At 70.4% G+C, this 12,278-nt stretch carries 12 protein-coding genes; 3 read left to right on the plus strand and 9 right to left on the minus strand.

The features are described from left to right. Positions 1-54: 54 nt before the first annotated feature. A complete protein-coding gene (locus AC3RXZ_RS14385) occupies positions 55-1,296 on the plus strand; it encodes a D-arabinono-1,4-lactone oxidase (RefSeq protein WP_491494450.1) in 1,242 nt (413 codons plus the stop codon). A 117-nt stretch (positions 1,297-1,413) separates the two neighbouring features. Here AC3RXZ_RS14385 and AC3RXZ_RS14390 read toward each other — a convergent pair whose 3' ends face one another. From AC3RXZ_RS14390 to AC3RXZ_RS14430, 9 genes are all read right to left on the minus strand, one after another. Further along, on the minus strand, positions 1,414-2,502 hold the full coding sequence (locus AC3RXZ_RS14390; protein WP_491494451.1) for a LacI family DNA-binding transcriptional regulator: 1,089 nt from the start codon (positions 2,500-2,502) through the stop codon (positions 1,414-1,416). A gap of 48 nt (positions 2,503-2,550) precedes the next feature. Beyond that, entirely contained in the window at positions 2,551-3,306 is a 756-nt protein-coding gene (locus tag AC3RXZ_RS14395) for an SDR family NAD(P)-dependent oxidoreductase (RefSeq protein WP_491494452.1), read from the minus strand. Between the two features lies 1 nt (position 3,307). After that, positions 3,308-4,156, minus strand: coding sequence for a phosphogluconate dehydrogenase C-terminal domain-containing protein (locus AC3RXZ_RS14400; protein ID WP_491494453.1), 849 nt, complete (start codon positions 4,154-4,156; stop codon positions 3,308-3,310). Continuing rightward, positions 4,153-4,947: a sugar phosphate isomerase/epimerase family protein gene (locus tag AC3RXZ_RS14405; protein ID WP_491494454.1), complete on the minus strand. Its 795-nt coding sequence runs from the start codon at positions 4,945-4,947 to the stop codon at positions 4,153-4,155. The genes AC3RXZ_RS14400 and AC3RXZ_RS14405 overlap by 4 nt, the downstream gene beginning before the upstream one ends. Then, positions 4,944-5,708, minus strand: coding sequence for a triose-phosphate isomerase family protein (locus AC3RXZ_RS14410; RefSeq protein ID WP_491494455.1), 765 nt, complete (start codon positions 5,706-5,708; stop codon positions 4,944-4,946). The genes AC3RXZ_RS14405 and AC3RXZ_RS14410 overlap by 4 nt, the downstream gene beginning before the upstream one ends. Next, the gene (locus AC3RXZ_RS14415) at positions 5,708-6,178 is read right to left on the minus strand and encodes a ribose-5-phosphate isomerase (RefSeq protein ID WP_491494456.1); all 471 of its coding nucleotides are present in this window, start codon (positions 6,176-6,178) and stop codon (positions 5,708-5,710) included. The genes AC3RXZ_RS14410 and AC3RXZ_RS14415 overlap by 1 nt, the downstream gene beginning before the upstream one ends. Beyond that, positions 6,175-7,911 (minus strand): dihydroxyacetone kinase family protein, encoded by a 1,737-nt coding sequence (locus AC3RXZ_RS14420; RefSeq protein WP_491494457.1) that lies wholly within the window; start codon positions 7,909-7,911, stop codon positions 6,175-6,177. The genes AC3RXZ_RS14415 and AC3RXZ_RS14420 overlap by 4 nt, the downstream gene beginning before the upstream one ends. Continuing rightward, positions 7,908-9,200 (minus strand): MFS transporter, encoded by a 1,293-nt coding sequence (locus AC3RXZ_RS14425; protein WP_249224444.1) that lies wholly within the window; start codon positions 9,198-9,200, stop codon positions 7,908-7,910. The genes AC3RXZ_RS14420 and AC3RXZ_RS14425 overlap by 4 nt, the downstream gene beginning before the upstream one ends. A gap of 185 nt (positions 9,201-9,385) precedes the next feature. After that, positions 9,386-10,255, minus strand: coding sequence for an SMP-30/gluconolactonase/LRE family protein (locus AC3RXZ_RS14430; protein WP_491494458.1), 870 nt, complete (start codon positions 10,253-10,255; stop codon positions 9,386-9,388). A 77-nt stretch (positions 10,256-10,332) separates the two neighbouring features. On the opposite strand from AC3RXZ_RS14430, the gene AC3RXZ_RS14435 reads away from it, so the two are divergent. After that, positions 10,333-11,070: a FadR/GntR family transcriptional regulator gene (locus tag AC3RXZ_RS14435; protein WP_491494459.1), complete on the plus strand. Its 738-nt coding sequence runs from the start codon at positions 10,333-10,335 to the stop codon at positions 11,068-11,070. 12 nt (positions 11,071-11,082) lie between these two features. After that, complete coding sequence (locus AC3RXZ_RS14440) at positions 11,083-12,048, plus strand: nucleoside hydrolase (RefSeq protein WP_491494460.1); 966 nt, start codon at positions 11,083-11,085, stop codon at positions 12,046-12,048. Positions 12,049-12,278 lie beyond the last annotated feature (230 nt).

Below are 12,278 nucleotides of genomic sequence, written 5' to 3' on the forward strand. Positions count from 1 at the left end.
TTGACCAATTCGCCGATAGTCTCGACGAGGACGAATTCATCGGGAAGGACCGTGATGGCGGGCAACTGGGCAGGCACGTACGAGTACCGGGCGCCGCGGCGCATCGCCGTCTCCACCGAGGAGGAGCTGCGCGCCGCCCTCGCCGGATCCGGCCCGGTCCACGCCCTCGGCACTCGCCACTCGTTCACGGACCTCCCCGACACCTCCGGCACTCTCATCGAGATGTCCGGCTTCGACGCGCCGGCGGTCATCGACGCCGAGAGCCGCACCGTCCGCATCACCGCCGGAACCCGGTACGGAGTGCTCGCCCGCCAACTGCACGAAGCCGGCTGGGCGCTGCACAACACCGGCTCGCTGCCCCACATCAGCGTGGGCGGTGCCACCTCGACCGGAACCCACGGCTCCGGCGACGGCAACGGCGTGCTCTCGAGCGCGATCGCGGGCGTGCGCTTCCTGGATGCGGCGGGCGACGTCCACGAGATCCGGCGCGGCGACCCCGACTTCGCAGCCGTCGCCGTCGGCGTCGGTGCCTTCGGCATCCTGACCGAGCTCACCCTCGACATCCAACCCACCTATCTCGTCCGCCAGGATCTGTACGCCGGAGTCAGCTGGGACACGCTCCTCGGCGACATCGACGCCGTCACGTCCGCCGGCGACAGCGTGTCGGTCTTCACCCGCTGGGGCGAGGACCTCGGCTGGGTCTGGGTCAAGCGACGCGCGACGGATGCCGCGGCATCCGTCCCCGCGGAACTTCTCGGCGGCCGGCTCTCCACGACGCTCGAGCCGCTGGGCCTGGGCGACAATGTCACGCTCATCGGCCAAGCCGGTCCCTGGTACGAGCGGCTGCCGCACTTCCGCGCCGACGCCGAGCCGTCGCGCGGCGACGAGATCCAGTCCGAGTACTTCATCGACCGCTCCGACGCGGTCGCGGCGCTGCGCGCTGTCCGCGACGTCATCGCGCCATTCGCCGAGCACCTCATCTGGACCGAGCTTCGCACCGCGGCGCGGGACGACCTCTGGCTCAGCGGCGCCTACGAGCGCGACGCGTTCATCATCCACTTCACGTGGGAGAACCATCCGGATGAGGTGACCGAGGCGCTGCGGGTCATCGAGCCGGCGCTCGCGCCGTTCGGCGCCCGGCCGCACTGGGGCAAGCGCCATCTGCTCGAGCGGGCGCAGATCGAGCGGGTCGTCCCGCGCCTCGCCGACGCCAGGGCGGTCTTCGAGCGCCTCGACCCCGACGGCCGTTTCGTGAACGAGCACCTCGTGCGCGTGGGGCTGCGCGAAGCGCGCTGAGCCGGAGCGTTCCGAACTCCTGCACGTCCGGCGCCCGACCCGACGGTATCCGCGTGACCACGCGGCGCGTTCAGGTCGCGGCATCCGAGCTGCCGGAGTTCGAAGCGCCGGGTCCGTTCACGACGGGCGGACCGTGCTGGCTCCGACGCGAATGCTGATCGGGAGCACGACGCGTTCGTGCGCGTGCCCGGGCTGGGCCTCGGCGTCGAGCAGACGGACGCCTTCGGCCCCCATCTGATACCCCGGCAGCACGATCGAGGTCAGCGACATCCAATCGTTGCCGTCGTTGCGGTGGTCGCCGTCCATGCCGACGACGGCGACATCCTCGGGAATCCGGAGCCGCGGGTGTTCGCGCAGCACCTGGAGCGCGCCGATGGCGGTCTTGTCGTTCACGCACAGGATCGCGACCCGCTCGCCGCCCAGCTCCGGAAGCAGCGCCGACAGGGCCGCCGCGCCGTCCGACGCCATCAGCCCGGACACCTCGATCTCGGTCACGGAGACGCTGAGGGCGGCCGCCGCGGCGCGCAGCCCCCGACGGCGCTCGACGACGGGCTGGACGATGTCGGGGATCGACAGGAAGTACGCCCGCCGGATGCCGAGGGACGCGATGTGCTCGATCGCGGCGGTGCCGACCTGCTCGTTGTCCATGAGGACGGTGCACCAGTCGGCATCCGGGACGTCGTAGTTGATCACGACGATCGGTCGCACGTGGTTGCGGATGCGGGCGATCCCGGCACTCGGGTCGCGCATGGAGGCGACCAGCACCCCGCCGGTGCGCGCCTCGGCGAAGTGCTCGAGGAACTCGTCCTGCAGGTCGTGCTGCGCCGTCCCCGCCGCCAGCTCGTGCGCGTTGAAGAGGCTGTTCGCCATCATCAGGTACTGCCCCCGCGCCGACGCCGTGAGCTGGGCGCCGCGCGCGATCTCGACGAAGAGGATGTTCACGAGGTCCGGCGCGATGAGCCCCAGTCCCTCGGAGCTGTTGCGGATCAGCGTGCGCCCCGCCGAACTGCGGATGTAGCCGAGGCGCTCGATGGCGTCCTGCACGCGCTGCAGTGTGTCGGCGGCGAGTCGCTCCGGGTTGTTCAGCGCGTTCGAGACGGTTCCGACCGAGACCCCCGCCTCGCGGGCGACCGCGTTGATGTTCGGATTCGCCCGCTTCGTCGCCTTCGGATCCAGCACCTGCACTCCCACGGTATGCGTTTTCACGCCATGGTACGGGAGTGCAGGTGCCGCGGATCACCGGTTGGACGGCGGTCAGAGGGAGGTCATGCCCCCGTCGACCTGGAAGACCGCGCCCGTGGCGAACGCGCCGTCGTCGCTGGCGAGGTACACCATGATTCCGGCGACGTCGTCCGGCGTTCCCGCGCGGCCGATCGGGATGCGGCTGATGATCGCCGCCCGCGACTCGGGGTCCTCGCTGATCGCGGCGACCAGCGGCGTCTCGGTGTAGGCCGGCTGGACCGTGTTCACCCGGATGCCGCGATCGGCGTAGGCGGCGGCCACCGTGCGGCCGAGGCCGTGGATGCCCGCCTTTGTCGTGCTGTAGGCCGTGAAGTCCTTGCCCTCGCCGTTCACGCCCGTGGGGCTCCCGGTCAGGATGATCGATCCGCCGCCGCGCGGCAGCATCGAGCGCACGGCGTGCTTGACCGTGAGGAACGTGCCGGTCAGGTTGATGTCGACCGTCCTGCGCCACACGTCGAGGTCGAGGTCGGCCGCCTGAGCATCCTGCCCGAACAGCTGCACGCCCGCGTTCGCGACCACGACGTCCGGAGCCCAGCCGTCGGCCTCCACCGCGGCGAACCCGGCGGCGACGGCATCCTCATCCGAGATGTCCATCGTCACGGCGCGCGCATTCGCGCCCAGGGCGGCCGCGGCGTCGGCCGCGCCGTCGCCGTTGCGGTCCGCGAGGATCACGCGCGCGCCCTCACGGACGAAGCGCGTGGCGACGGCGAGGCCGATCCCCAGCGCCGCGCCGGTGACGAGTGCGGTCTTGCCCTCGAGCTGACCCATGTCAGCGCTCGATGTGGTCGAGGTGGAGCATGCGGGCGAGGTTCTTGTCGAGCTCGTCATCGCGGAAGATCTTCTTCCAGTCCTCCTTGATGATGCTCTCGCGGCCGTAGTCCATTGCGATCAGGCACGCGTCGGAGAACGGGTTGTCACCGCGCAGGCCGTTGGCGAGCGCCACCTGCGTGTGGCCGTACAGGATGCTTCGGGCCGCCGCCTCAGGCACGCCCATCGTGTTGACGGTCTCCTGGAGGGCCTCGTTGAGAAGGTCGCCGATCATGCACGCGACGGTCTCGACGAGCGTCGGCTCGAGCTGCGCGAGCTGCTTGATCGTCACCCAGTGCACGTCGATGACGGGGGCGTAGATGGCACGGACGGTCTCCTCGACGATGGCCTTCTTCTGCGGGTCATCGCTCTCGACCGCGGCGATGGCGTCCTGCGGAGCGGCGATGCCGCCGAACGTGTCCGCCCACTGCTCGGGCGTCTCGCGCTGCAGGAAGATCGACGGGTGGCACGGGTGCGCGACGGCCTGGATGACGTCCTCGCGCGTGGTCAGCAGGCCCGCATAGGCCGCTGCGGGGTCGAGGGTCAGCACGATGGCGCCCGCCTTGAGCTGCGGCACCAGGTCGGCGGTCACGGGGCCGAGGGCGAGGTCGGGAACCGCGAGCACGACGATGTCGGCGTCGGCGACCGCGACGGATGCCTCGGTCAGCTCGCGGCCGGCGTCGATCGTGCGCTGCTGCCCGGCCGGCGAGTTCTCCACGTACCAGACGGTGTGGTCGGTCTTCACGAGGTTGTTGGACACGCGCATGCCCATCTTCCCGCCCGCTCCGATGACGGCGATCTTGTGGCTCATGATGTGCTCCTCAGGTGTTCCAGGGTGAGGCGGGTCCATTCCCGCTCGGTTCGGATGGTGGTCTGTGCGTCGTCCTGCCACGGCAGCCAGTGCTCGACGATCTCGTTGATTCCGCGCTCGCGCGGGCGCACCGTCGCGAGCAGATGCGCGTAGTCGTGCAGCCCGGATCCCATCGCCGCGCCGGAGTAGGTGAACCCCACCCAGCCCGGCTGGCGTGCGAAGGCGAAGTCCTTGACATGAACGTTCTTCGTGAGCGCGGCGGTCTGCTCGACGCACGCCTTCGGGTTCTCCAGCTGGGCGACGACGTTGGCGGGATCCAGACAGATCCCCAGCTGCGCGCTGCCGACGCGGTCGATCACGCCGAGGAGGTCCGCGGTGGGCACCTGCTCGTACGTCTCCAGCGCGAGGGTCACTCCGGCGGACTCGAAGTCCCGGATGGTGCTGCGCAGCCACACCTGCGCTTCGGCGAGACTCGGACGCGAGTCGGGGCCGTAGAGCATGCTGCGGATGAGGCGCGCCTCGAAGATCTCCGCCATGCGGAGGTAGCGCGAGAGGTGCTCGGGGACGATGCCCTTGGTGCCCAGCTCGATCGTGATACCGAGCTCGCGCGCGGCGCGCGCGGCGTCGCTCAGCTCGGCGTCCGTCATGGCGTCCAGCGGTGCGTAGTCGCAGATCTGGAACAGACTGACGTCCTGGGCGCGGGTGTCCTCCAGGGCGCCGACGAGGCTCAGCGGCTCCTCGACGCGGTCGGAGTGCTGCCAGAAGTAGGCGTAGGTGCCCAGGCCGATCATCGGACGGCCTCCTGTCGGCGCGCGGCCTCGTCCAGTACGGCGACCAGGGCTTCGGGGTCGTGCGCGAAGCGCCCGAGGAACACACCGTCGACGGCATCGCCGAGAGCGGTCAGGACACCCGGGCCCGCCGCACCACCGTAGATGACGGAGGAACCGCTGCGCGCGGCATCCGCCTCCAGGGCCGCGCGCAGCGCGGACGCGACGACGCGGACGTGGGCCTCACCGGCGGGCTCCGGCGCCCCGATCGCCCACACGGGTTCGTAGGCGACGATGACCCGCCCCTCGGGTGCGCTCTCGAGTGAGGCGCGCAACTGCTCGACCGCGACGGCTGCGGCATCCCGAGGGTCCTGCTGCTCGGCCTCGCCGATGCAGAGCAGGGGAGTGAGGCCGGCCTCGAGAGCCCGCCGCGTCTTGGCGGCGACGATCTCGTCCGTCTCGCCGTACAGGCGGCGGCGCTCGGCGTGACCGATCTCGGCGATCGAGGCGCCCACCTCGGCCAGCTCGGACGCCGAGACCTCCCCCGTGAACGCGCCGGAGGCCTCGGCGGCCACGTCCTGACCGCCGATCCGCACCGGAGTGCCGGCGAACGCCGCCACGGCCGGAGCGATCTGCAGGAAGGTCGGGGTGACGAAGAACTCGACGTCACCGGAGGCGACGCCCTCGTGCGTGCGGACGCGTTCGGCGACCCGGGCGAACCAGTCGCGCGCGCGCTCGTGCCCGAAGTACATCTTCAGGCTCACTCCGACGACGCTCTTCGGCATCAGCAGCTTCCGGTGGTCTCGTACTCGTCGATGACCGCGACCTTCTCGGCGGACGCGCTGGTCGCGTCGAACCGGTAGGTCAGCCACTCCCGGACGTTGCGGCGCGCGAGCTCGATGCCGACGACGCGCTGGCCCATGCACAGGATCTGCGCGTTGTTGGACAGCACGGCGCGCTCGACGGAGAACGAGTCGTGAGCGGTGACGGCGCGGATGCCGGCGACCTTGTTCGCGGCGATCGCGACACCGAGACCGGTCCCGCAGATCAGCAGCGCGCGGTCGGCCTCTCCGCGGGCGACGCGCTCGGCGGCCTCGATCGCGATGCGCGGGTAGGCGGTGTGGCCGTCGGCGTCCACGCCCACGTCGACGACGGACGCGACGCCCGGGTTCTCCTCGAGGTCCTTCTTGAGGATCTCCTTGTAGTCGAAGCCGGCGTCGTCGCAGCCGATGACGAGACGGAGGGGTTCGGTCATGATGCGGTGTCCTTTCCGGAGGCGAGCAGCTCGCCGATGCGGGTGGCGATGAGCGCGAGGGAGATCGCGCCCGGGTCGGGGGTGCCGATCGCGTGCTCTCCGTGCGTCCGGGCGCGGCCCATGCGAGGGAGCAGGTCGGCGGTCGCGTCGGCGGCCCGGGTCGCAGCCGCCGCGGCAGCGGTCCACGCGTCGGGCAGCCCCGCTCCGCCGTCGGCGGCCGTGGTCAGCTCGCTCGAGAACGGCACGAGCGCGTCGACGAGCGTCTTGTCGCCGACCTCGGCCTTGCCATACGCCTGCACGCCTCGGGCGCCGTCCGCGATGCCCGACGCCACGGCTTGCGCGTCCGGGCGGCCCTCGTCGCCGAGGCGGAGAGCGACCGCGTTCAGGATGACGCCCCACAGCGCTCCGGACGTCCCGCCGGCCTTGTCGGCCCAGGCATCGGCCGCGCGGGCGAGCGTCGTGCGGGCGCCGGCCCCGGCGTCGGCGGCGCGGATGCCGGCCGCCAGAGCAGCGTGCGAACCGCGCTGCATGCCGATGCCGTGATCGCCGTCGCCGGCGATGGCGTCGATGCGGCCGAGCTCCTCGACGTTGGCGTCGACCGTGTCCGCGATCGTCTGAAGCGCCGCGCGGACGGTCTGTGCGACGGCCTGGGAGTCGGCGTCGCCCGGAACGATGGGGTCGTCTTCGGTCGTGTCGATGTCGGCGGCCTCCGCCTGAGCGGCCACCGCGACGGACCCGCGCCGGTAGGCGGGGGCGTCCACCGGTGTCTCCCACAGCTCGGCGAGCTCGTCGTCCAGCCAGAACAGCGTGAGGGAGGTGCCGGCCATGTCGAACGAGGTGCAGTACTCGCCGACGTGCGGGTCGACGATCTCGACGCCGGCCTCTTCGAGCAGCTGGGCGATGCGCCGGTAGACGACGAACATCTCCTCGTACTTGAGCGAGCCGAGCCCGTTGAGGATCGGGATGACGCGGGCGCCGGCGACATCGACGCCATCCGGCACCTCGGCCAGGAGCCTGCCGACCAGCAGGGCGGCGAGCTCGTCCGCCGTCGGGATGCCGGTCTCGTCGATGCCGGGTTCGCCGTGGATGCCGAGTCCGACCGCCATCCGGCCGGCCGGCACCGTGAACAGCGGCTCGGGGGCGCCGGGGAGTGTGCATCCCGTGAACGCGACGCCGAAGGAGCGGGTGCGCTCGTTGGCCTTGACCGCGACCGCCGTGACGCCCGCCAGGTCGTCGCCGCGCTCCGCGGCCGCGGCGGCCGAGCGGAAGACCGTGAGGTCGCCGGCGATGCCGCGGCGCTTGTGCTTCTCGGCAGGAGCCGCGCTGGAGATGTCATCCGTGACCGTGACCGTGGCGGCCTCGATGCCCTCGGCGTGCAGACGCTCCTGCGCGGCGTCGAAGTTCAGCACGTCTCCGGCGTAGTTGCCGTATGAGAAGAACACCCCGGCTCCGCGGTCCGCGGCCTTCGCGACCGCGTGGATCTGCTGGGTGGACGGCGAGGCGAACAGGTTCCCCATCGCCGCGCCGTGCGCCAGTCCCTGCCCGACCATCCCGCCGAACGCGGGGTAGTGGCCGGAACCGCCGCCGATGACCACCGCGACCTGTCCCTCGGGCGCGACGGTCGAGCGGACCACGCCGCCGGGAACGCGCCGCACGGAGCGGGCGTTCGCGGCGACGAAGCCGTCGATCATCTCGTCGGCGAAGTCCGCCGGGTCGTTCCACAGACGCGTCATCGAGGAGTCTCCGAAGCCGTGGCCTCGGCATCCGTGCTGCCGGACGTGTCGGATGCCGCGCGATCGCGTCCCCGGCGGGCGAGCACGATCATCAGGACGGCCGAGATGAGCATGAAGCCGCCGACGATGAACATCGGGACCTCGTAGCCGCCGGTCCAGTCGTGCACGGCGCCGGTGATGTAGGGCGCGCTGAAGCCGGCGAGGTTTCCGATCGTGTTGATGAGCGCGACGCCCGCGGCCGCGGCCACGCCGGTCAGGAACTGGGTGGGCAGCGTCCAGAAGTTCGGCAGCGCGGCGAAGATCGCGCAGGCTGTGACGGTGATGACGGCCATCGTGGCGGCCGGGGATCCGGCGAACAGCGCCACGGGGATCGAGATCGCGCCGGCGATCGCGGGTGCCGCGATGTGCCAGGTCTTCAGTCCGCGCTTTCCGGCATCCCGCGACCAGAAGTACATGACGATGGCGGCCGGCAGGTACGGGATCGCGGTGATCAGGCCCTTCTGGAACACGTCGTAGGTGACGCCGGACTGCGCCTGGAAGCCCTCGATGATGGTCGGCAGGAAGAACGCCAGCGCGTACAGGCCGTAGATGAAGCCGAAGTAGATGAAGGACAGCATCCAGACGCGGCCGCTGCCGAAGGCGAACCGCACGGAGACGTGCTTCTCCTTCGCCTCGGTCGTCTTGCGCTCGGACTCGAGCGCGTCGGTCAGCCAGACCTGCTCCTCGGTGGTGAGCCACTTCGCGTCGGCGGGCTTGTCCTTGAGGTAGAACCACGCGATGACGCCGACCACGATGGCCGGGATCGCGACGCCCATGAACATGAAGCGCCATCCCTCGAGGCCGAAGAAGACGCCGTGCTGCTGGATGAGGGCGCCGGCCAGGGGAGCGCCGATGACGGTGGTCAGCGGCTGGGCCAGGTAGAAGAGCATGAGGATGCGGCCGCGGTACTGCGCGGGCACCCAGAGGCTGAGGAAGAGGATCGCCCCGGGGAAGAAGCCGGCCTCGGCGACGCCGAGGAGGAAGCGCAGCACGACGAGCTGCTCGAAGTTCTGCACCCAGGTGAACAGGAGTGCGACGATGCCCCAGCTCACCATGATGCGGGCGAGCCAGCGCCGTGCGCCGAACTTGTGCAGGGCGATGTTCGAGGGCACCTCGAGGATGATGTAGCCGATGAAGAACACGCCAGACGCGAAGCCGAACTGAGCGGCGCTCAGCGCCAGATCCTCGTTCATGCCGTTCGGGGCGGCGAAGCCGATGGCCGTGCGATCGAGGTAGTTGATGAAGAACATCAACGCCACGAAGGGCACGAGGCGTACGGCCACTTTTCGGATGGCGGATTTCGCGACCGGGTTCTCGGTCTGGGTGCTGTCCACGATGACTCCTGGGATCGACGGTGATGCGCTGTGATGCTCGAGTCATTTTGGCAAACCGGTTGACCAATTGCAAGCCCACGTCGCCGAGGGCTGCCCGGGCGTCAGCCGTGCGTGCGCGTCCGGATCCGGTACAGGCTCGTCGTCGCCGTGATGTAGAGGTCGCGGCCGTCCGGGCCCCCGAAGCACAGGTTGGCCGTGATCTCGGGCACCGGGATCCTCCCGATCTCCGTGCCGTCGGGCGCGAACACGATCACACCCGTGCCGCTCGAGGACCAGATCCGGTCCTCCTCGTCGACCCGGATGCCGTCGGGGATGCCGTCCGCGGCGTCCAGGACGGCGAACAGTCGCCCGTTCTTGCAGCGCGCGCCCTCCTGCACGTCGTAGACCCGGATGTCCCGCCGCTCCGACGAGTCCGCCACGTACAGCAAGGAGCCGTCGCGGGAGAAGGCGAGTCCGTTCGGCTGCTCGATGTCGGTGATGACGGGCGACGTGCGTCCCGTCGCGGGGTCGTGGCGGAAGACGAAGTGGTCGCCGTACTCCCTCTCGCCCGGGTGCCCTTCGCGGGGCTGCGTGATGCCGTACGCCGGATCCGTGAACCAGATCGACCCGTCGCCGGCGACGACGATGTCGTTCGGCGAGTTCAGTCGGACACCTGCGTAGGAGTCGACGACGTTCTCGACGATGCCGTCCCGATCGCGCTCGACGCGGCGTCGTCCGTGCGAGCACTGCAGCACGCTGCCGTCCCGGTCCCGCGTGCGCCCGTTCGTGAACTCGACGCCCTGTGCATACACGGAGGTCTCGCCGCTCATGGGGTCGTACTCGCGGATGCAGTCGTTCGGGATGTCGCTGAACCGCAGGCGTCCGCGGTCGGGGATCCACAGCGGACCCTCGGCCCAGATCGAACCGGTGTGCAGCCGTTCGAGCGTCGCATCGGGCGGCAGGATGCCCGCACGGATGAGCGCGGTGGTCATGGAGATCCTTCCTTCGTCGCGCTAACCGGTTGACCAAAATGATGCCGAGTCGCGCGCCTGCCCGGTAGGTTACTGCCATGCCCGCCTTTCCCGGAGACCCCGTCGACGACATCGCCGCCGCGCTCGGGGCGCTCCCGTCCGGCACCCCGGTGTCGGAGGTCGCGCGGCGGCTGCTCGATCTGTTCACCGGCGGGTCGATCGCACCGGGCACGCGGCTTCCGCCGGAGCGCCAGCTCGCCACGGCCCTCGGCGTCGGCCGGTCCGCCGTTCGCGAGGCGCTGGCCGCGCTCGAGATCCTCGGCATCGTCGACGTGCGCCCGGGATCCGGCACCTACCTGCGCGGGGCGGCCAGCGAGCTGCTGCCGCAGACCCTGCGATGGGGGCTGCTGATCGGAGAGCGCAACACCGCCCAGCTGCTCGAACTGCGCGAGGGCCTGGAGATCTTCGTCGCCCGGCTCGCGGCCGCGCGCGCGGATGCGGCGATCCTGAAGCGACTCGAGAAGGACGTCGCCCGCATGCGCGAGACGATCGACGATCTCGGGGCGTTCGCGAAGGCCGACCTCGACTTCCACCACGCGCTCGCCGAGGCCGCGGGCAACGCGACGCTCACCGACCACCTGCACGTGATCCGCTCGCTCCTGCAGGTGTACGCCGACCGCGCCGTGCACGATCGCACGCACGCCGAGCGGGCGACCGCCGAGCACGAGGCCGTGCTCGCCGGAGTGAAGGCCGGCGACGGGGATGCCGCGGCATCCGCCATGGCCGTCCACATGGCCACGGCGACCAGCCGCCTGCTCGCCGAACCCACCAGCTGACGAGGAAGAGTGATGATCAACGACGATCACCGGACGCGCCGCGTCATCATCGATTCGGATGTGAAGAACGAGGCGGACGACCAGTTCGCGCTCGTGCACGCGCTGCTGTCTCCCACACTCGACATCCGCGGCATCGTCCCGGCGCATTTCGGCACGCATCGCACGACGTCGTCCCTCGCCGAGTCCCGCGACGAGCTCGAGCTGCTGCTCCGCCTGCTGTCCCTCGATCACGCGGTGCCGACCGCCGACGGGGCACCGCACGCGCTGCCCGATGAGCGCACGCCCGTCGACAGCCCCGGGGCGCGACTCATCATCGAGGAGGCACGGCGGGCCGACGCCGGGCCGCTGCACATCGCGTTCCTCGGGCCCCTGACCGACATGGCTTCCGCTCTGCTGCTCGCGCCCGACATCGCCGACACCGACACGACCGTGATCTGGATCGGCGGCCCGCCGTACGGCGACATCGTGTCGGACGGGTCCTGGCCGGAGTTCAACCTCAAGAACGACATCCCCTCGGCGAACGTCGTGCTCGACTCCGGCATCCGCATCTGGCAGGTGCCGTCGAACATCTACAAGCAGGTCAACGTCGGATACGCCGAACTCGAGGCACGGGTCGAGCCGCACGGCGAGCTCGGACGCTACCTCGCTCAGCAGGTCGTCGACTTCAACTCCGCGCACCATCGGCGCGCGATCGAGTCGCGCTCGCTCGGGGACTCTCCGGCGATCGCGCTCATGCTGGAGCCGTCGTGCGCGGCACTGCGCCGGCAGCCGCGCGTGCGCTTCTCCGCCGACGGGCACTACGAACAGGGTCGCTCGGACGGCGAGCTCCTGGTGGTGGAGAGCATCGACGTGCGGTTCCTCATGGAGGACATGTTCCACAAGATCGCCCGTCACGCCCGCTGTGCTGAGACACATCGTGCACGCGTTTCGACTCGGTCGGCTTCGCCGTCCTCGCTCGTCGCACCCTTCGTTCGTTGAGCGAGCGGAGCGAGTCGAAACGGGTTGATGCCGTGCGACGGTTGCTGCGTTTCGACTCGGTCGGCTTCGCCGTCCTCGCTCAACGAGCGGGAAGGCGGATCCGCGTTTCGCCCTCCTCGTTCGTTGAGCGACACTTCGACTCGCTTCGCTCGCTCAGTGCAGGTCTCCGCGAGTCGAACGGGGTTGATGCCCTGCGACGGTTGCTGCGTTTCGACTCGGTCGGCTTCGCC

It is taken from the genome of Microbacterium cucumeris (genome assembly GCF_058349845.2).

Excerpts from the sequence above, each read along its gene's own strand:
- AC3RXZ_RS14385 (WP_491494450.1), top strand. The coding sequence starts at position 55 with ATGGCGGGCAACTGGGCAGGCACGTACGAGTACCGGGCGCCGCGGCGC.
- AC3RXZ_RS14395 (WP_491494452.1), bottom strand. The coding sequence starts at position 3,306 with ATGGGTCAGCTCGAGGGCAAGACCGCACTCGTCACCGGCGCGGCGCTG.
- AC3RXZ_RS14400 (WP_491494453.1), bottom strand. The coding sequence starts at position 4,156 with ATGAGCCACAAGATCGCCGTCATCGGAGCGGGCGGGAAGATGGGCATG.
- AC3RXZ_RS14405 (WP_491494454.1), bottom strand. The coding sequence starts at position 4,947 with ATGATCGGCCTGGGCACCTACGCCTACTTCTGGCAGCACTCCGACCGC.
- AC3RXZ_RS14410 (WP_491494455.1), bottom strand. The coding sequence starts at position 5,708 with ATGCCGAAGAGCGTCGTCGGAGTGAGCCTGAAGATGTACTTCGGGCAC.
- AC3RXZ_RS14415 (WP_491494456.1), bottom strand. The coding sequence starts at position 6,178 with ATGACCGAACCCCTCCGTCTCGTCATCGGCTGCGACGACGCCGGCTTC.
- AC3RXZ_RS14420 (WP_491494457.1), bottom strand. The coding sequence starts at position 7,911 with ATGACGCGTCTGTGGAACGACCCGGCGGACTTCGCCGACGAGATGATC.
- AC3RXZ_RS14425 (WP_249224444.1), bottom strand. The coding sequence starts at position 9,200 with ATGTTCTTCATCAACTACCTCGATCGCACGGCCATCGGCTTCGCCGCC.
- AC3RXZ_RS14430 (WP_491494458.1), bottom strand. The coding sequence starts at position 10,255 with ATGACCACCGCGCTCATCCGTGCGGGCATCCTGCCGCCCGATGCGACG.
- AC3RXZ_RS14435 (WP_491494459.1), top strand. The coding sequence starts at position 10,333 with ATGCCCGCCTTTCCCGGAGACCCCGTCGACGACATCGCCGCCGCGCTC.
- AC3RXZ_RS14440 (WP_491494460.1), top strand. The coding sequence starts at position 11,083 with ATGATCAACGACGATCACCGGACGCGCCGCGTCATCATCGATTCGGAT.